Raw genomic sequence first — 17247 nt, forward strand, 5'->3', positions numbered from 1 at the left:
CCAGGCGGGGGCCTACCCGCGGTGGTACGGTTCCCCCGCGCTGATGGTGGCGGCGCGGTACAGCGCCTCGGCCAGCACCACCATCGCCAGATCGTGCGGCAGGGTCAGCGAGCCCAGGCTCCACAGGGCGCTGGCCCCGGCCCGCAGCCCGTCGGTGTGGCCGTCCGGGCCGCCCACCCCAAATGCCAGCTCCCCGGTGCCGCCCAGTGCGCGGGTGTCCAGATACGCGCTCAGGGCCTCCGAGGTGAACTGCTGCCCACGTGGGTCCAGCAGAATCAGCGGGGCCTTACCGGCGGCCTTGCGGATTGCCTCACTCTCGGCCGCCTGCGTCTTGCCCGAGACGCGGCTGACCTGCAGCTTGTGGTAGCGCCGCAGCCGCGTGACGTATTCCTCCCAGCCCGCGCGGGCGTAGGCCAGCTTCGGCTCTCCGACGGTGATCAGGTGCAGCCTCACGCCGCCCAGCCTAGCGTCCCGGCGCCTGCCAGCGGGCCAGCGTGAGCCGACTGACGGCGTGTGGCCGCCGCCGACCGCTAGACTGTGGACCATGGTTCTGTCTGCCACGCCCCACAGCGGCGCACCGCAGCGCACCGCCTCGCTGCGGGGTGGCGCGTGAACTACGCGGCCACGCTGGCAGTGCTGGTGGTGCTGGCCTTCTGCTTTCCGCTGACGCTGCGCCTCGGCGCGGGCTTCGGGGTCTCGGAGACCATCACCATCTCGGTGCTGGGCGCGGGGCTGACCTTCCTGCTGGCGCTGTACCTGGTGCGCTGGCAGGTGGGGCGGCACCAGCAGGCGCTGTCACGAATGGAAAAGGCCCGCGCGCAGATTCTGGCGGACCCGGAAAATCCCCGTTCGTACTTCGTGGGCGGCGAGCATCTGGGGGCGCTGCTGCTGCGGCTCGACCGCCGGCGCGAGGCGGCTGAAATCATTGACCGCTACGCCCGGCTGGGCGGAGCGCGCGAATCGGAAATCGTGGCACTCCAGGAAGCATTGTCCAGGGCAAACCGGCGGCAACGCCGCGCCCAGGGGAGGGAAGCATGAGAGCCTACAAGGGCGTCGTGGAAAACGGGGTGGTGGTGGTGCTGGGTACCCGACTGCCCGAGGGCACGCTGGTCACCGTCACCGTGGGCGAGGGCGAGTTGCTGCGCGCCCGCATCACCAACGTGCTCAAGCGGCCACGCAAGGTCAAGGTGCGCATCAAGCCCAATGTCGGGCTGGCCGCCACCGGCACGGACGGCGCAGGCCTGATGGGCACCCACCTGACGCTGAGCGGGCCACCGTCTGGAGCCGATGACTGACTGGCCGGTGAGTGACAAGCCGGTGAGTGACAGGCCAGTGGCTGGGCTGCCGGACCCCGCAGCCGGGGCTCGGGAGACCGGGCCGGAGAGCGGCCCGCGCGTATGGCTGGTGCCGACACCGGTGGGCAACCTGGGCGACATCACCCTGCGGGCCGTGGAGGTCCTGAGAGGGGCAGACGCGGTGGCCTGCGAGGACACCCGGCGCAGCGGGGCGCTGCTGTCGCACCTGGGACTCCAGAAGCCGCTGGTGCGCCTGGACGCCCACACCATGCGCCGCGCCCCCGCCGTGCTGGAAAAGTACCCCCGGCTGGCCTACGTCTCGGATGCGGGCACCCCCGGGGTCAGCGATCCCGGCTCGGAACTGGTGGCGGCGGCCCTTGCCGTAGACATTCCGGTGGAGGTGCTGCCCGGAGCCACCGCCTTCGTGCCCGCGCTGGTGCTGTCGGGGCTGGACACCGGAAGATTCACCTTCGAGGGCTTCCTGCCGCGCAGCGGCCGCGAGCGCAAGACCCGTCTCTCGGCCCTGGCCGCCCGTCCGGAAACCAGCGTGCTGTACGAGAGCCCCCACCGCCTGGGGGCCACGCTGGGCGATCTGGCCAGCGTGTGCGGCGACTCGCGCCCCGCCAGCGTGACCCGCGAACTGTCCAAGAGATTCGAGGAAACCGCGCGCGGCCCGCTGCACGAACTGGCCGCACGGTTCGCCGCCGGGGTCCGGGGCGAGATCGTGGTGGTGGTGGCCGGACGCCCGCCGGGCGAGGCCGATCCCGACGCGCCCGCGCCCGATCACGCGGTGCAGGCGCTCAGCTGGGCCGCGCAGGGCAAGACGGCCAGGGATATACGTGATCTGCTGATGGCCCAGGGTTTGCGTAAGAATGACGCTTACGCGCTGGCCCTGCGGGCGACGGAAGGGGCTGAACCATCCCCCCCGGACCCCGCCTGAAGTCTGGCCCGGTCTGAAATCCTGGCCTCGCCTGCTGACGCTCACCCTATCCCACCGAAGTTCCTCTCCCTCTCAAAAAAGCGAGACTGACCATGACTGAACCCACCCCCACCCGGCACCCCAACACTGCAGGCATCCAGCGCGTTGCGGTCCTGACCAGCGGCGGCGACGCGCCGGGCATGAACGCGGCGATCCGCGCGGTGGTCCGCACCGCCGCCTTCGAGGGCCTGGAGGTCATGGGCGTGCGCCGGGGCTTTTCCGGCCTGCACCGGGGCGAGTTGAAGCTGATCGGGCCTCGGGACATGGCCAACACCATCCAGCGCGGCGGCACCGTCCTGCTGACCGCGCGCAGCGCCACCTGGCGCACCCCCGAAGGCCGTGCCCTGGGTGCCCGACACCTGCGCGCCAATGGTGTGGAGGGCCTAATTGTGATCGGTGGCGACGGCAGCTTTCACGGGGCGCATCTGCTGGAGCAGGAGCACGGCATCGCGGTGATCGGCGTGCCCGGCACCATTGACAATGACCTGTACGGCACCGATCACACCATCGGCTACTTCACGGCCGTGGAAACCGCGCTGGACGCCGTGGACAAGCTGCGCGACACCGGGGCCAGCCACGAGCGCATCTTCGTGATCGAGGTCATGGGCCGGCACGCCGGGCATATCGCGCTGGACGTGGCAGTGGCCGGCGGAGCGGAGGAGGTCTTCATCCCCGAGGACCACAAGCCCATCGGGGACGTGATCCAGATTGTCAAGGACAGCGTGCGGAAGGGCAAGATGGGCAGCATCGTAATCGTCGCCGAGGGCGTGCCGGGTGGGGCGCAGGGGGTGGGCGACGCCATCCAGGCCGGCACGGGCCTGGAAACCCGCGTCAGCATCCTGGGCCACATCCAGCGCGGCGGCACCCCGGTGTCCAGCGACCGCATCCTGGCCAGCCGTCTGGGCGAGGCCGCCGTCTACGCTTTAATGGACGGCGTGAGCGGCGTGATGGTGGGGCGGCGCGGCGGCGACATCATCCACACGCCGCTGCAGGAGACCTGGGAAAGGCGCAAGGACGTCAACCGCGACCTGTACCACTGCGCCATGAAGCTCAGCGTGTAGCGGAAACAAACAAAAGGAACAAAAGGAGGCGGGGCGTGGGGAAAAGACTTCCCCATGCCCCGCCTCCTTTTCCCGCTTACGGCTTGGGCGGCTTGACCGTGGACTGCGCGGACAGGCTCTGCTTGCCCCCGTCCACCTTCATGATGTACAGGGTCACCTGGTTGCGGTCCCCGACGCTGTTGAAGGTCACGTCGCCGGACAGCAGGCCCTTGAAGCTGCCCTTGCGGATGGCCGTCTCGACCTGCGTGCGGGTGGGCAGCTTGCCGCCGTTGGCCTTGGCCGCGTCCAGAATGCCCTGGGCGATCACGTTGGCCGAGTCGTAGGCAAAGGCGGCGTACCCGGCAGGCACGGTCTTGTACACCTTGCGGTAGTTGGCCGTGAAGGTCTTGGCGGCGGGCAGCGAGTCCAGCGGCGCGACAATGGTGGTGTAGTAGATGTTGTTGGCACCCTTGGCGGCAATCGTCGCGAGTTCGGTGCTGTCCAATCCGTCGCCGCCCACCACCGGAATATCGATGCCCGCGTCACGCAGCTGCCGGATGAACACGCCGATCTGCGTATAGATGCCGCCGAAGTACACCGCGTCCGGCTTCTGCAATTTGATCTTGGCGATGACGCTGGAAAAATCGCTCTTTTCCTCGGTGCCCTCGTTGATGACGATTTTGGCCCCGCCAGCCTTGAGGGTCTGCTCAACCTCGGCGGCCAGACCCTCGCCGTAGGAGGTCTTGTCGTTCAGGATGTAAACCTTCTTGGCCCCCAGCTTGTCCATCATGAACTGCGCGCCGGCCGGTCCCTGGGCATCGTTGCGGGCCACAATGCGGTTCATGTTCGCCAGCCCCCGGTCCGTGACCTCGTTGGCGGTCACCGCCGGGCTGACCATGGTGACGTGGCTGGCCTTGAGGGCCTCGCTGGCCGGAATGGCCACGCCGCTGTTCATGGTGCCGACCACGCCCAGGATGGTGCGGTCAGAGGCAATCTTGCGCGCCGCCGCCGTGCCGGTGGCCGGGTCCGCCTGATCGTCGTAGCCCACGAACTGCAGGTTGAAGCCCAGCTTCTTGAAGGCAGCCTTCTGTTCCTCGACGGCCAGCTGCGCGCCGTTCTTGAGCAGCGTGCCGGTAAAGCTCTGGCTGCCCGACAGCGGGGAGAGGCTGGCGATCTTGATGGTGGTCTGCGCTCCGGCCACGCCGGCAGCGAGCAGGCCCAGGGTCAACACATTCAGGGTCATTCTCTTCATTCTTACCTCCAGGAGTCTGGTACACAACATTGAAATTCCGGCCCGTTCTCTACAATGGACCGAAATTCTCAGGACCAGAATAACTTCAAATTAGATCTGACCATCCTATCAATGTCAGGTCCATATGTCAAACAAAGCCCGATGTTTTAAACAAATCATTACCGTATACAAGGGCAAGAATCACTCGAACCGCAGAGTGGTTGAGGGCGATCAGGAGGGCTGATTTGCCTGTCCTGAAGACACCGGGTCCAAACAGCTCTTCCGGGCCCAACGGCCTGGGGTGCGCCACCTTGACCGCCGTCGCGGCTGTGCTATCTTCTAGCCGCATTGCTGGCGCAGCGCAGCGCGAACGCTCGAACCTGGTCAGGGCCGGAAGGCAGCAGCCATAAGGGATGATTCGTGGGTGCCGTTGCTCACCGGCAATGCTTTTTTTGGCTCTCCGGAAGGCAAACAGGGGAGCGTTCAGGGTCTCCTGCCTTAATGGCCCCGGCACGGTCAGAGCCCCTGAAACATGTCAACGTCTGAATCTGCGACCGCAGCGCACGTCCGCACCGGGCCTTCAGCGTCTCAGCGCGTCTTTGGCTGCAACGTCAGCACCTGAATCTCCCTCACCACGCCGAGTTCCCGCAGGCGCCCGGCATCCAGATCGCCGGCCCCCGCCAGGGCCTCGGCTTTCTTGCGGTCCACCGTGGCCACCTCCAACGCGGCGGCGTCGCCGAAGACCTCGCGGAAGCGCTCCAGCGGGTACTCGACGCGGCGCGAGACCTTCAGCACGGCGCGGTACAGGTCGGTCTCGGCCTGCTCGCCGCTGGCAAGGGCGGCCTTGAGCTGCGCTCCCAGCGCCTCGCGCTCGGTTTCCAGACCCTGGATGGTGTCGCGCAACATGGCGTAGCGTTCGAGCAGTTCCTCTAGGCCCAGTTCCTCCACGCTCAGTTCCGCAGCCGGCGGCAGTTCGGACGAATCGGTCATGTGCTGAGAATAGAGCGGATAAGATCAGGGACGATGACCGATTCTCCTGCCCCCCAGCCGCCCGCGCTGACCACCGCCCAGCTGGAACGCCGCATCCTGGACGCCATCCGCCGCGGTGCCAGCATGGCTGACATTGCCGCGCTGCGTCACCACACCGACATCCAGACCCCGGCAGGGGCCATTGCGGCGCTCAAGGACGGCAACGCTCGGTTCTTCAGCGGCCAGAGCAGCCGGCCTGAACTGGGCGTCAACGAACGGCGCGCGCAGATCATGGGCCAGACGCCCTACGCCGCTGTCCTGGCGTGCAGCGACAGCCGCGTGCCGGTGGAACTAGTCTTTGACGTGGGCCTGGGCGACCTGTTCGTGATCCGGGTGGCAGGCAACGTGGTGAGCGAGGCCGGGCTGGGCACGCTGGAATACGCCATCAAGCACCTGGACGTGCATCTGGTGATGGTGATGGGCCACGAGGCCTGCGGCGCGGTGGCCGCCGCCCTGCTCACGCCCGAGCAGATTGCCCAGGAACCGGAAAACCTCCAGAGCATCATTCACAAGATCACGCCCAGCCTGGAGGAGCTGCCGCGCATCCGCGACAAAAAGGCCCGCATGCGCGAGGCCGTGCTGAACAACGTGCGCCATCAGGTTCATACGTTGCGCCAGGAAACCATCATCCGGGCCGCCGAGGCGAGCGGTCAGGTTCAGGTGATCGGCGGCTACTACGAGATCGGCAGCGGCGCGGTGGACTTCCTGATCGACGACGAGGACCTGCGGCCTTAACAACAGGGTGGCGGAACAACCGGGCGGGGGACAGCCCACGCCTGGCCGCCCCCCGCCCCTGCCCCAATCTCAGATCACGAATTCGCCCGCCCGCATCACCGGCTCGCGGCTGCCGTCCTTCATCACGCCGTCCACGTCCATCTCATTGCTGCCGATCATCCAGTCCACGTGGGTCAGGCTGTCGTTGCCACCCTTCGCGTTAAAGTCCTGCACGTTCATCTCCACGCCGCCCTGCACGTTGAAGCGGTAGGCGTTGCCGATGGCGATGTGGCTGGCCGCGTTCTCGTCGTACAGGGTGTTGAAGAAAAAAAGGCCGGACCTGGAGATCGGACTGCTGTGCGGCACCAGGGCCACCTCCCCCAGACGGTGGCTGCCCTCATCGGTGTCGATCATCTTCTCCAGGGTGGCCTGTCCCTTGCTGGCGGTGGCACTGGTAATCCGCCCGTCCTTGAATTCAATGCGGATCCCGTCCAGCAGCGTGCCGTTGTATGAGAGCGGCTTGGTGCTGACCACCACCCCGTCCACCCGCTCGCGGTGCGGGGCGGTCCAGACTTCCTCGGTGGGGATGTTGGCGGTGAAGGTGATGCCGCCGGGGGTGTCGGCCGCGCCGCCGCCCCACAGGTGGTCATCGGCCAGCCCCACAGTCAGATCGGTCTCGCCGCCCCTGAAATGCAGCGCCCGGTACTGCTTGGCATTCAGCACCTCGCGCCGGCGCTTGAGGTTCGCCAGGTGTTCCTGCCACGCCTCCACCGCGTCGGGCCGGTCAGCGCGGGTGGCGGCGAAGATGGCGTCCCACTGCCTCTCCACGGCCTCGTCGGCCGATGAGTCGGGGAACATCAGTTCGGCCCAGGCCGGCACCGGGGCGCTGATCAGGTTCCAGTTCAGGCGGTTGGTCATCACCTGCTCGGTGTAGGGCCTGCGGTAGGCGGCCAGCGCCTTCTGGTGCATGGCTACCCGTTCGGCGTCCACGCCGCCCAGCAGGTTGGGGTTGGTGGCCCGGATGGCAATCACTGCGCCGTCTGCGTTCGCGGTCTCGATCTCGGCATCCACCCGCCACTTGCTCAGGGTGTCAAAGGTACCGTCCGGGGCCAGCTCAAAGCGGGCCAGCTGAACATCGTCGTCGTCCCAGCGCACGTCCACAAAGGACGCGCCCGCCGCGTACGCCTCACGCACCACGGCGCGGGCCAGCGGCGCGGTGTCCACCGGGGCCTGCACCAGCACGCGCTGGCCCTCGCGCAGGCCCAGGCCGACCCGCACCGCCAGCCGCGCGTAGTTCTGCAATTTCTCCTCGAATGTCAGAGTCATGACGGGGAGCATAACGCGCCGTCCACAGGGCGTGAATGGCAAGACGCCCAAGGAGGCAATAAAAAAGCTCCCGCGTGGGGAGCTTTCTTGCAGTCGGGCGTGCTTAGACGGCCAGCACCTGACGGCCATCGTAGTAACCACAGCTGGGGCAGATGTGGTGCGAGAGCTTCTTGGCGTGGCACTGGGGGCACTCAGACAGGTTGGGGGCGGTCAGCGCGTGGTGGCTGCGGCGCATGTCGCGCTTGCTCTTGCTGGTCTTCTTCTTGGGAACGGGATGTTTAGCCATGTCGTGATTCTCCTCTTGCCGGGCGTTTTCCGCCGGGGCGCATTCTGCCCGCCACGTTGCCATCAGGGACAGATCTGAATAGCGGGCAAGACAACAGGCGGGAGTATAGCATGGCCCGGGCGACGGCGGGCCGTGAATCCTGGGGATGAACCCGGGTGGACGGCGGGACCACCAGCCACCCGGTCGGCATCAAGAACACCCCCTCAGGCTGCGCCCCCCACCGCCCGCTCGGCAGCGTCGGCCAGCGCGTCCAGGCTGGCAGTTCCGGCCACCGTGACGCGGGTAAAACCGGCCTCGCGGGCGGCGTCGGCGGTCTGCGGCCCCATCGCGGCAACCGGCATATGCAGGGGGTCAAAGTCCGCACTAGCCAGGGCCGCCAGATGCCGCGCCGCGCTGCCCGAGGCCAGGGTGATCACGGCGGCGTTCTTGAGGCGTTCCAGGGCATTCAGGGTGGGCGCGGCGGCCTCGGTGCGGTACAACCCGGCGCGCGCATAGCCGATGCCACGCGCCTCCAGGCCCCTTTGCAGTTCGTCCTCGGCCAGCTGGGAGGTCAGGTGCAGCGCGGCCTCTCCCCTGCCTGCGGGCAGTTCCGCGCCCAGGTGGCGTGCGCCGGGTGTAGACGGCACAAAGTCGGCACGCACGCCGCGTTCGGCCAGACTGCGGGCGGTGCTGGGGCCGACAGCGGCGATCCTGACGCCCGCCAGCGCGCGGGCGTCGCGTCCGGCAGCGTCCAGCAGCGAGAACAGCGCCGCCACCGCCTGGTTGCTGGTCAGCAGCAGCCAGCCTGTGAAGTCGCGCAGGGCCTCCAGGGCCGCCGCGCCGCCGTCCGGGGCCGGCCCGAAGCGGATCAGCGGCACCTCCAGCACGTCCGCGCCGCGCGCACGCAGCACCTCCGACAGGGCGCTGGAGCCGTCGCGGGTGCGGGTCACGGCCACCGTCCTGCCGCGCAGCGGGCCGCCGAACGCCGGGGTGTTGTCAAACCAGCGCAACGTGTCGCGCAGTTTCACGACTTCTCCCACCACGGTCACGGCGGGGGCCTCCAGGCCCGCCTCCCTGACCACCTGGCCGATGGTCTCCAGCGTGCCCGTCGCCACGCGCTGCTGGTGGGTGCTGCCCCACTGCACGGTCGCGGCGGGGGTCTGCGGGTCACGCCCGGCAGCCACCAGCTCGGCGGCAATGGTGTCGAGGTTCCGCACGCCCATCAGCAGCAGCAGGGTGTCCACGCCGGACAGCCGCTCGTACTGCGCCCCGCCCTCTCTGGTGTTGCCGGTCAGCACGGCAAACGAGCGGGCCACGTCGCGGTGGGTCACTGGAATGCCGGCGTAGGCCGGGGCAGCAATGGCGCTGGTGACACCGGGAACGATCTCGAAGGGAACCCCGGCCAGCACGCAGGCCTCGGCCTCCTCGCCGCCGCGCCCGAAGACGAAGACATCGCCGCCCTTCAGGCGCGCCACCCGCTGCCCGCCGTTCTCCTGCGCCACCTGCACGATCAGCGCGTTGATCTGCTCCTGGCTGATGTACTCGGAAAACCCCTTCTTGCCCACGTAGATGGTGCGGGCGTCCGGGCACCAGCGCAGCAGTTCGGGGTTGGCCAGATAGTCGAACAGCACCACGTCGGCGTGCTGCAGGGCGTGCTGGCCGCGCAGGGTCAGCAGGCCGGGATCGCCCGGTCCGGCCCCGATCAGGGAGACGAAGGCGCGGGAAGGGGTGGGGGCTGGGGCATCGGTCATGTGGCCCAGGCTAGCGGGCCGGGGCGGGGACAAATGCGGGACGCTACGCTGCGGGGATGAACACGCAACTTCTGGAGCGGCTGGCCCACGCCGAGGCGGCGGCCCACACCCGCTACGGACGGACCGGAGCCGCAGCGCGCTTCGGCCCCCTGGTGGCCGTTCATGCGGGACCCGATCTGCCGGTCAACACCGCCTGGCACGACGGCACGCGGCGGCCCACGCCGGAGGAACTCGCCGCGTTTGAGGCGTTCAGCGTTCAGCACGCCCAGTCCGCCACAGTGCATCTGCTCTCGGCCTTCACCACCCTGCTGCCGCTGCTGCGTGACCGGGGTTATGAACTGGATTACGTGCTGCATGCCTACATCCACGATCTGGCGAACCTGCCCGCCCAGCCTCTGACCCAGACTCGGGAGGAGGGGGCCGACGCCTGGGCCGCCCTGGCCGCGCAGGGTTTCGGGCCGGGGGCCGAGGCGATCATGTCGGTGGTGGCGCACGCACCGGGAACGCGGCGGTTCGTGGCAGATGTGGACGGCACCCCCGCCGCCACTGCCGCCTTCAGCCTCACCAGCGCGGTCGCCGCCTTTCACGGCACGGCCACACTGCCCCCCTTTCGGGGGCGGGGCGTGCAGTCAGCGCTGCTGGCCCACCGCCTGCACAGGGCCGCACAAGCCGGAGCCACCCTCGCCAGCGTGTTCGTCACACCGGGCACAGGCAGTGAGCGCAATGTGGAGAGGGCCGGGTTCCGGCTGGCCGGGATGCGGCTGACCCTGAGCCGGAGGGAATGAGCCTCAGTCCGAGGCGCTGGCGAGGATGTTTTGCCCCAGTTCGGAAGGATGGGATGCCGTCGGTCCACTTTGCAGGCAGGGCCAGTCCAGATGATGCGCCGCTGTGTCGTGCAGACCGGCAAAACGCAGGTGGCGCTGGCAGATGAACCACAACTCCTCGCGGTCATTGGGCAGGATGAAATACGCGTCGGAGGTCTCCGAGGGATTGTAGACGCCCACCACCCGGTAGGCCCGGTTCTCCGAAAAGCCGCTTTGCAGCGGAAGGGGCATCGGGGCACGCGGTCCGCCGAGTTCAACGATCCGCACGAACATCTGGGGGTGAAAGGCGAGCATGTCCCACAGTGCAGCGGCGCAGGCCGTGAAACTGGGCGAGGCACCACAAGTTCAAGGGAGGGTCAACGCAGGCTGGGGGCCCACCCGGAGGGGCCTCAGCCGTTCTCCCCAGACACAGAAGATCAGGCCCTCCAGTACACCCTCAGCAGGGGCCGGGGAAGGCAGCACTCCCGGCCCAGGCACAGGCCATGGCTTCAGGAGAGAACCGTCTGCCAGGCCCTTTCCGGCGTCAGCCCCAGTCAGGAACCCAGCCGCCATACAGCATGGGGGGCCAGCAGCCCCGCGCCGATGCTCCGACAGAGAGGACACAACGGATGGGCCTGCTCAGCCGAGTCACCTACCCACCCAAACTGTTCGCCCTTCGTACCGCGTCGCGCACCGCCGCACAGACGGCCTCCTGCACCAGTGCGCCCAGCAGCAGTGGATCGGCGGGGGGCAACGCGCAACTGCTGAGCATGAAGGCGGCGTCCCCGTCCCAGTAGGTGTGGCTGGGGTGGATCACACGGCCCAGCGCGGCTTGTGCGGCGTCGGCCAGGCGGCGGCACTCGGCCTTGCTCAGGGTGTGTTCGGTGACGACGGCAATCAGGGTGGTGTTCTCCACGTCGCCGGGAGTAAACGACACCGCCCCCGGCCCCGTGCCCGGCCCGGCCAGCACGCCGCCGCGTTCGTCCAGCACGTCGCCAATCGGGTTGACCACCGCCAGGGCGCCCACAGAGACGCCGTGACGCTCCAGCATCACGCTGCCCAGGCCGCCGGGCACCGCGCCGGGGCCGCCCAGGTACTTGCCGGCTGTCGTCCCGGTTCCTGCCCCCACCCGGCCACGCGGTACAGGATCAGCGGAGGCAGACCGCGCCGCCGCCTCGCCTTCCTTGTCTCCCGGACGGGCTAGCGGATCGCCCACCCCCAGGTCATACACCACCGCCGCCGGAACAATCGGCACGCGGGCAAACGGCGTCTCGTGGCCCACGCCGCGCTCCTCCAGCACGCGCACCACGCCGGACGCCGCCGCCAGCCCGAAGGCGCTGCCGCCCGTGAGCAGCAGGGCGTGAATGCGCTCCACCTTCTTCTCAGGAGACAGCAGCACGCCCTCGCGCGTCGCCGGGCTCGGCCCAAGGAAGGAGGCGGAGGCCACCGCGCCCGCATCGGGGCAGAGGATCACGGTGCAGCCGGTCACGCCCACGGCATTGGTCCAGTGGCCCACGCGAAAGCCGCGAATGGCGGTCAGGGTGGTGTTGGTCACGGACACCTGACTGTGAGCGGCCAAGCCAGCGTCAAGCCCCGACCCTCAGGCCCCACGGTCCACCGTCTCCACGTACGCGTCGATCTGCTGCCGAATTACGTTCAGGCTGCCTTCCCAGAAGTCCGGGGCACGCAGATCGATGCCGAAGCGGGCGGCCAGGGCTTGCGGCCCCTCGCGGCCCGTGGACGCCAGCAGTTCGTCGTAGCGGGTCTGAAACCCGGCCTCGGTGCCTGCCTCGCGCGCCGCCACGTACTGCGCGTACAGCCCCAGGCCGAACAGCAGGCCGAAGGTGTACGGGTAGTTGTAGAACCCCAGGCTGTAGTAGTGCGGCTTGACCGCCCACATGTACGGGTGCAGCGTGCCGAGCGCGTCGCCGTAGGTCTCGCGCTGTGCCCAGCTCATCAGGTCATTGAACTCCTGCGGGTTGAGGTCCCCCCCCTCACGCCGTTCAAACACCGCCCGCTCGAACAGAAAGCGGCTGTGGATGTCCACCACCACCTGCGCGTGGCCCATCAGGCTGGTTTCCAGCACGTACATGCGTTCCGGCCCCGTGGCCTCGGCCAGCGCAGCGTTCTGCACTACCGTCTCACAGAAGATGGACGCGGTCTCGGCCAGGGTCATGGGCGTCTCGCGTTGCAGCGGCTCGGCGCCCGCCAGCCGGGCGTTGTGGTAACCGTGGCCCAGCTCATGTGCCAGGGTCGACACGCTGTCGAGGCTGGGGGCATGGTTCATCAGGATGCGGCTCTTGCCGCGCGTCCAGCGCATGCAGAACGCCCCGCTGCGCTTGCCCTCGCGCGGGCCGGCGTCCACCCACTCACCGTCAAAGGCCTCGGCGGCAAAGTCACCCAGCTGTTCGGAGTAGCCCCGGAACTGGCGCTCCACGAACTCGGCCCCCGCACCGTAGGTCCACTCGGTCTCGCTGTGGCCCAGCGGGGCCAGAATGTCCCACCAGTCCAGTTTGGCCTTGCCCAGCGCCCGCGCCTTGGCGGCGAAGTAGCGCCGGAAGTCGGGGAAGGAGCGCACGACCGCGCCCTGCATGGCGTCCAGCGTCTCGCGGTCAATACCGTGCGTCAGCAGGCTGGGGGCCACGGCGTCCGGGAAGCCCCGCCGGCGGGCCAGCAATCCTTCCTCGCCCTTGACACCGTTCAGAGCGGCGGCAAACACCACTTCCGAGGACTTCCAGGCGGCGATCTCGGCCGCAAAGGCGTCCCGGCGCACGTCCTCATCCGCGTCGCTGGCCAGCGCCCGCAGCGCGGTGACCGGCAGGCCTTCGCCCCGGAACTCGCCCTTGAGCTGGCTGCTGACGTTTCCGTGCAGCTTGACCCAGCCGCCGGCCCCACTGGGCCGCAGGCGGGCGGCCAGGTCCTCCTCGGGCGGCGACATCTGGTGGCGGGCCAGTTCGATGGCGCGGCGCAGAAAGTGTTCGTGGTCCCGCGCCGTGTCCGAGGCAGACAGCAATTCCGACAGTTGCGCGTCACTCAGGCCACCCAGCCACGCAGTCAGGCGCGAACGCAGCGGCCCCAGCGGCAGCGTCAGGGTGGTGAACGCCGCCACGCGGCCCTGCGCCAGCGCGTCGCGGCTGTCGGTGGTAAAAAAGGCGTTCAGGTAGGCCCCGATGGGCGCCGAGAACGTACTCAGGGCATTCATGGCATCCAGCACGGGTTTCAGGGTGTCGGGGGTGGCGGACGGCCCGTCCTTGCGGACTTCCAGGCGGTCAAACAGCGTTTCGAGGTCCGCAATTCTGGCACGCAGTTCGTCCAGATCCTGTTCCAGTTTCGGGTCACTCAGGCTGGCGTACAGGTCATCGGTGCGCCAGCGGGGCATCCCGCCGTCATGTGCAATCGAGGTCATGGCCCCCAGTCTAGACGCCACACTCCCGCCCCGCACGCGATCAACTCTTGATCGATACAGTTGCGCGTGGCGACGGCCTTTGCGCCTCATCCGCGGCGGCCAGAAAAGTGCTACTTTAATCGAACCGTTAACTGAACTGGCGTCATTGCGGCGCCCCATCTCTGGAGGTTTTACCTATGCGTACCCGCCTCGTTCTGTCTGCCGCCCTGAGCGCCGCCGGCCTGCTGTCCAGTGCCAGCGCCGCCACCACCCTGACCGTGTTCATGGGCAGCCAGCAGCGTCCGGAGATCTTCCAGCCGCTGTTTGACCGCTTCGAGGCCGCCAACCCCGACATCAAGGTCAAGATCGAGACCGGCGGCGCCACTAGCGAGGCCCAGAACCAGTATCTGACCACCGTGCTGGCCGCGCGCGACGACACCCTGGACATCTTCCTGATCGATGTGGTGCGGACCGCCACCTTCGCTGCCGCCGGATGGGCCGAGCCGCTCAACGGGTACATCAGCGGGGCCGACGCCTACCTCAAGTCCTTCCTGCCCGGCCCGGTGGGTGCGGCCACCTACGGCGGCAAGCTGTACGCCATGCCCGCCTTCACCGACGCTCAGTTCCTGTACTACCGCAAGGACCTGCTGACCAAGTACAAGGCCAAGGTCCCCACCACCTGGGACGAACTGACGGCCACCGCCACCAGAATCCAGAAGGGCGAGGGCGGCAAGATGCAGGGCTTCAACTTTCAGGGGGCGCCCATCGAGGGCACCGTGTGCAATTTCCTGGAGACGCTGTGGACCGGCGGCGGCGACGCCAGCAACGTCAACAGCGCGGCGGGCCGGCAGGGCCTGAACTTCCTGGTGAACTCGGTCAAATCCAGGCTGTCACCCGCCGCCAGCGCCGAGATCAAGACCGACGACTCGCGCCAGCAGTTCCAGGCCGGGGACGTGGCCATGGGCCTGAACTGGAGCTACGCCTGGGCGCATTTCCAGGGCAACAGCCCGCAGCCCACCCAGGTCAAGGGCAATGTGGGCGTGGCCGCGCTGCCGTCCTTCGGCAAGAATCCCAGCGCCACCTGCACCGGGGGCTGGGAATGGGGCGTCAACGCCTACGGCAACCACAAGAAAGAGGCCGTCAAACTGCTGCAGTTCATGTCCAGCGTGAACATCCAGCGTGAGATGGCAGTCAAGGGCGCCTACCTGCCGGTCCGCAAAAGCCTGTACAGCGACCCTGCCGTGCTGGCCGCCAATCCGCACTTCAAGGCGCTGTATCCGGTGATTCTCAAAGCCCGCCCGCGCCCGGTCACCCCCAACTACCCCAAGGTCAGCGAGATCATCCGCAACAACGTCTCGGCCGCCGTGGCGGGCAGCAAGACTGTGGACGCCGCCCTGAGCGACATGCAGCGCGACCTGTCCCCGCTGTTGAAGTAGGTTCTGCCTGCCCCGCCTGCCCCCACGTCTGGAGCCACGTTGCAGCGGGGGGCAGGTTCGTTGGGGCAGCCTGAAGGAGCGCCCATGACCCAGAAGAACATCGCCGCGCCGCTGCCCCGGCGCAGGAGGCCCAGGCACGGCGAGGCCAGCGAGGGACGGCTGGCCTTCTGGCTGCTGCTGCCTGCCGCGCTGCTGCTGTGCGGCGTGCTGCTGTTCCCGATGCTGACCACCTTCCGCGACTCCTTTTATTTCAACAAGCTGACTGAACCGTTCAACGGGCAACCCTTCGTGGGCGTCAAGAACTACGTGCAGATGTTCGGCGATCCGCGCTTCGGCACGGCGCTGCGAAACACGCTGTTCTTCGCGGTGCTGACGGTGGGCGGCTCGTTTCTGGTGGGCATTCCGATGGCGCTGGCGGCCCACACGCCCAGCCGGGTGCGGGGGCTGGCACGGGTGGCCCTGCTGCTGCCGTGGGCCATGCCGCCGGTGATGACCGGCCTGATCTTCGCGTGGCTGTTCAACGCGCAGTACGGCGTCTTCAACGACATTCTGGTGCGGCTGGGGGTCATTCAGGAGCCGCTGCGCTGGCTCAGCACGCCGGGGCTAGCGGTGCTGGCAATGGTGGTCACGATCGTCTGGAAAACCAGTTCCTTCGTGGCGCTGATCGTGCTGGGAGGGTTGCAGGGCATTCCCCGCGACCTCACCGAGGCGGCGGAGGTGGACGGCGCCACCCGCGCGCAGTCGTTCTTCCGCATCATCCTGCCGCTGCTGGCCCCTAGCCTGGCTGTTGCCTTCATCTTCCGCTCCATCAGCGCCGTGCAGGTGTTCGATATTCCCTACACCTTCATCCAGCAGGCTCCGGCGCAGGGGCTGCTGGAAACGCTGGGCGTGTACATCTACCGCACCAGCATCGAGTTTCTGGACTTCGGCTACGCGGCCACCCTCAGCGTGGCGCTGTTCGCGGTGAGTCTGGCCGTGACCGCCGTATACGTGCGCTTCGTGCGCGACGGGGCCAGCACATGAGGGGGGCAAGCATATGAGTGGCGAGACCGCCGCGCCTGAACGCCTGGGCCTGCTGGACCGTGTGGGCCGCACCCTGGGCCTGGGCGCACTGATCGTGGGCGGCTTCTTTCCCCTGGTCTGGATGCTGCTGACCAGCCTCAAGACCGAGGCCGAGTTGCAAAAATTTCCGGTCCAGTACCTTCCGGGAGCGCTGGACGCCGCCAACTACGTCCGCGTGTTCAGCGAGCAGCCCTTTGCGCGTTTCTTCTTCAATTCCATGACCGTCAGCCTGCTGAGCACGCTGCTGTGCATCGCGGTAGCGGTGCCGGCGGCCTACGCGCTGGCCCGCCTTCAGGTCTGGGGGCGCGGCGCGCTGCTCACCGCCGTGGTGGCCTTTTCCATGTTTCCGGTGGTCAGCCTGCTGGTGCCGCTGTTCCGGCTGTTCCGCAGCGTGGACCTGCTCAACAGTTACCCCGCGCTGATTCTGCCCTACGCCGCCCTGAGCCTGCCGGTGGCGATCCTGACGCTGGTGGCGTTTTTCAGCGCCATCCCGCGCGATCTGGAAGCAGCGGCGATGATCGACGGCACCTCGCGGCTGGGGGCGCTGTGGCGCGTGGTGCTGCCGCTGTCCGCGCCGGGCATGGTCACGGCAGCGCTTCTGGTGTTCGTCAACTCCTGGAACGAGTTCCTGCTGGCCCTGAGCTTTAACACCAAGCTGGACATGCGCACGGTCAGCGTGGGTGTCACGCTGTACCAGGGTGAATTCGCCTTTCCGTGGCCGCTGATTGCCGCCGCCGTGGTGATCGCCACCATTCCTCTGGTGGCCCTGATCGCCGTATTTCAGCGCCGCTTCGTGGCCGGATTGACGGCAGGGGGGGTCAAGGCGTAGCGGTGGCGACAGTCAACAGCTATTGACGAGCGATGCAGCCGCCCGCGAGCAAACACACTGCGGCCCTCCCCGCCTGCCCCTCCCGTTCCACGGGCCACACGC

At 68.0% G+C, this 17247-nt stretch carries 18 protein-coding genes and 1 other RNA gene; 10 read left to right on the forward strand and 9 right to left on the reverse strand.

The window, feature by feature from the left end; translation table 11 throughout:
• Positions 1-12: 12 nt before the first annotated feature.
• Complete coding sequence (locus IEY31_RS00305) at positions 13-453, reverse strand: 23S rRNA (pseudouridine(1915)-N(3))-methyltransferase RlmH (protein ID WP_188967881.1); 441 nt, start codon at positions 451-453, stop codon at positions 13-15.
• A 156-nt stretch (positions 454-609) separates the two neighbouring features.
• Between IEY31_RS00305 and IEY31_RS00310 the strand changes: the two genes are divergently transcribed.
• The 4 genes from IEY31_RS00310 (at position 610) to pfkA (ending at position 3335) form a co-directional block, all read left to right on the forward strand.
• Positions 610-1038, forward strand: a complete 429-nt coding sequence (locus tag IEY31_RS00310) for a hypothetical protein (RefSeq protein WP_188967883.1) — start codon at positions 610-612, stop codon at positions 1036-1038.
• Positions 1035-1295 carry a hypothetical protein gene (locus IEY31_RS00315; protein ID WP_188968860.1) on the forward strand — a complete coding sequence of 87 codons (261 nt, stop codon included), beginning with the start codon at positions 1035-1037 and terminating at the stop codon, positions 1293-1295. Before IEY31_RS00310 ends, IEY31_RS00315 begins: the two co-directional genes overlap by 4 nt.
• The gene (gene rsmI / locus IEY31_RS00320) at positions 1288-2235 is read left to right on the forward strand and encodes a 16S rRNA (cytidine(1402)-2'-O)-methyltransferase (RefSeq protein WP_188967885.1); all 948 of its coding nucleotides are present in this window, start codon (positions 1288-1290) and stop codon (positions 2233-2235) included. Before IEY31_RS00315 ends, rsmI begins: the two co-directional genes overlap by 8 nt.
• A gap of 92 nt (positions 2236-2327) precedes the next feature.
• Positions 2328-3335, forward strand: a complete 1008-nt coding sequence (gene pfkA / locus IEY31_RS00325) for a 6-phosphofructokinase (protein WP_188967887.1) — start codon at positions 2328-2330, stop codon at positions 3333-3335.
• 76 nt (positions 3336-3411) lie between these two features.
• Here pfkA and IEY31_RS00330 read toward each other — a convergent pair whose 3' ends face one another.
• Positions 3412-4566 (reverse strand): branched-chain amino acid ABC transporter substrate-binding protein, encoded by a 1155-nt coding sequence (locus IEY31_RS00330; RefSeq protein ID WP_188967889.1) that lies wholly within the window; start codon positions 4564-4566, stop codon positions 3412-3414.
• 327 nt (positions 4567-4893) lie between these two features.
• Here IEY31_RS00330 and ffs point away from each other — a divergent pair.
• Positions 4894-4992: signal recognition particle sRNA small type (gene ffs, locus IEY31_RS00335), an RNA gene on the forward strand.
• 141 nt (positions 4993-5133) lie between these two features.
• On the opposite strand, the gene IEY31_RS00340 is transcribed toward ffs, so the two are convergent.
• Positions 5134-5535 carry a hypothetical protein gene (locus tag IEY31_RS00340; protein ID WP_188967891.1) on the reverse strand — a complete coding sequence of 134 codons (402 nt, stop codon included), beginning with the start codon at positions 5533-5535 and terminating at the stop codon, positions 5134-5136.
• Between the two features lie 33 nt (positions 5536-5568).
• Between IEY31_RS00340 and IEY31_RS00345 the strand changes: the two genes are divergently transcribed.
• Positions 5569-6309: a carbonic anhydrase gene (locus IEY31_RS00345; protein WP_188967893.1), complete on the forward strand. Its 741-nt coding sequence runs from the start codon at positions 5569-5571 to the stop codon at positions 6307-6309.
• A gap of 69 nt (positions 6310-6378) precedes the next feature.
• Here the strand turns inward: IEY31_RS00345 and IEY31_RS00350 are convergent, their stop codons facing one another.
• The 3 genes from IEY31_RS00350 to cobA form a co-directional block, all read right to left on the reverse strand.
• The gene (locus IEY31_RS00350) at positions 6379-7614 is read right to left on the reverse strand and encodes an aminopeptidase (protein WP_188967895.1); all 1236 of its coding nucleotides are present in this window, start codon (positions 7612-7614) and stop codon (positions 6379-6381) included.
• 103 nt (positions 7615-7717) lie between these two features.
• Positions 7718-7900: a 50S ribosomal protein L32 gene (gene rpmF, locus IEY31_RS00355; protein ID WP_039684420.1), complete on the reverse strand. Its 183-nt coding sequence runs from the start codon at positions 7898-7900 to the stop codon at positions 7718-7720.
• A gap of 203 nt (positions 7901-8103) precedes the next feature.
• Entirely contained in the window at positions 8104-9630 is a 1527-nt protein-coding gene (gene cobA / locus IEY31_RS00360) for a uroporphyrinogen-III C-methyltransferase (RefSeq protein WP_188967897.1), read from the reverse strand.
• Positions 9631-9686: 56 nt separating this feature from the next.
• On the opposite strand from cobA, the gene IEY31_RS00365 reads away from it, so the two are divergent.
• The gene (locus tag IEY31_RS00365; protein ID WP_188967899.1) at positions 9687-10415 is read left to right on the forward strand and encodes a GNAT family N-acetyltransferase; all 729 of its coding nucleotides are present in this window, start codon (positions 9687-9689) and stop codon (positions 10413-10415) included.
• 3 nt (positions 10416-10418) lie between these two features.
• Here IEY31_RS00365 and IEY31_RS00370 read toward each other — a convergent pair whose 3' ends face one another.
• The 3 genes from IEY31_RS00370 to IEY31_RS00380 form a co-directional block, all read right to left on the reverse strand.
• Entirely contained in the window at positions 10419-10748 is a 330-nt protein-coding gene (locus tag IEY31_RS00370) for a hypothetical protein (protein ID WP_229723220.1), read from the reverse strand.
• Positions 10749-11085: 337 nt separating this feature from the next.
• Complete coding sequence (locus tag IEY31_RS00375; protein WP_188967901.1) at positions 11086-11988, reverse strand: P1 family peptidase; 903 nt, start codon at positions 11986-11988, stop codon at positions 11086-11088.
• A 45-nt stretch (positions 11989-12033) separates the two neighbouring features.
• Positions 12034-13839: a M3 family oligoendopeptidase gene (locus IEY31_RS00380; protein ID WP_229723221.1), complete on the reverse strand. Its 1806-nt coding sequence runs from the start codon at positions 13837-13839 to the stop codon at positions 12034-12036.
• Between the two features lie 176 nt (positions 13840-14015).
• Between IEY31_RS00380 and IEY31_RS00385 the strand changes: the two genes are divergently transcribed.
• From IEY31_RS00385 to IEY31_RS00395, 3 genes are all read left to right on the forward strand, one after another.
• Positions 14016-15254 carry an ABC transporter substrate-binding protein gene (locus IEY31_RS00385; RefSeq protein ID WP_188967903.1) on the forward strand — a complete coding sequence of 413 codons (1239 nt, stop codon included), beginning with the start codon at positions 14016-14018 and terminating at the stop codon, positions 15252-15254.
• 84 nt (positions 15255-15338) lie between these two features.
• Positions 15339-16277: a carbohydrate ABC transporter permease gene (locus IEY31_RS00390; protein ID WP_188967905.1), complete on the forward strand. Its 939-nt coding sequence runs from the start codon at positions 15339-15341 to the stop codon at positions 16275-16277.
• Between the two features lie 13 nt (positions 16278-16290).
• The gene (locus tag IEY31_RS00395; RefSeq protein ID WP_188967907.1) at positions 16291-17145 is read left to right on the forward strand and encodes a carbohydrate ABC transporter permease; all 855 of its coding nucleotides are present in this window, start codon (positions 16291-16293) and stop codon (positions 17143-17145) included.
• The last annotated feature ends 102 nt before the right edge of the window (positions 17146-17247 follow it).

The sequence above is a fragment of the Deinococcus aerolatus genome (assembly GCF_014647055.1).
Classification (GTDB): domain Bacteria; phylum Deinococcota; class Deinococci; order Deinococcales; family Deinococcaceae; genus Deinococcus; species Deinococcus aerolatus.

What these genes read in the sequence shown, in the direction of transcription:
- IEY31_RS00315 (WP_188968860.1), top strand. Translation starts at nt 1,035, where the DNA reads ATGAGAGCCTACAAGGGCGTCGTGGAAAACGGGGTGGTGGTGGTGCTG.
- rsmI (WP_188967885.1), top strand. Translation starts at nt 1,288, where the DNA reads ATGACTGACTGGCCGGTGAGTGACAAGCCGGTGAGTGACAGGCCAGTG.
- pfkA (WP_188967887.1), top strand. Translation starts at nt 2,328, where the DNA reads ATGACTGAACCCACCCCCACCCGGCACCCCAACACTGCAGGCATCCAG.
- IEY31_RS00330 (WP_188967889.1), bottom strand. Translation starts at nt 4,566, where the DNA reads ATGAAGAGAATGACCCTGAATGTGTTGACCCTGGGCCTGCTCGCTGCC.
- IEY31_RS00340 (WP_188967891.1), bottom strand. Translation starts at nt 5,535, where the DNA reads ATGACCGATTCGTCCGAACTGCCGCCGGCTGCGGAACTGAGCGTGGAG.
- IEY31_RS00345 (WP_188967893.1), top strand. Translation starts at nt 5,569, where the DNA reads ATGACCGATTCTCCTGCCCCCCAGCCGCCCGCGCTGACCACCGCCCAG.
- IEY31_RS00350 (WP_188967895.1), bottom strand. Translation starts at nt 7,614, where the DNA reads ATGACTCTGACATTCGAGGAGAAATTGCAGAACTACGCGCGGCTGGCG.
- rpmF (WP_039684420.1), bottom strand. Translation starts at nt 7,900, where the DNA reads ATGGCTAAACATCCCGTTCCCAAGAAGAAGACCAGCAAGAGCAAGCGC.
- cobA (WP_188967897.1), bottom strand. Translation starts at nt 9,630, where the DNA reads ATGACCGATGCCCCAGCCCCCACCCCTTCCCGCGCCTTCGTCTCCCTG.
- IEY31_RS00365 (WP_188967899.1), top strand. Translation starts at nt 9,687, where the DNA reads ATGAACACGCAACTTCTGGAGCGGCTGGCCCACGCCGAGGCGGCGGCC.
- IEY31_RS00370 (WP_229723220.1), bottom strand. Translation starts at nt 10,748, where the DNA reads ATGCTCGCCTTTCACCCCCAGATGTTCGTGCGGATCGTTGAACTCGGC.
- IEY31_RS00380 (WP_229723221.1), bottom strand. Translation starts at nt 13,839, where the DNA reads ATGACCTCGATTGCACATGACGGCGGGATGCCCCGCTGGCGCACCGAT.
- IEY31_RS00385 (WP_188967903.1), top strand. Translation starts at nt 14,016, where the DNA reads ATGCGTACCCGCCTCGTTCTGTCTGCCGCCCTGAGCGCCGCCGGCCTG.
- IEY31_RS00390 (WP_188967905.1), top strand. Translation starts at nt 15,339, where the DNA reads ATGACCCAGAAGAACATCGCCGCGCCGCTGCCCCGGCGCAGGAGGCCC.
- IEY31_RS00395 (WP_188967907.1), top strand. Translation starts at nt 16,291, where the DNA reads ATGAGTGGCGAGACCGCCGCGCCTGAACGCCTGGGCCTGCTGGACCGT.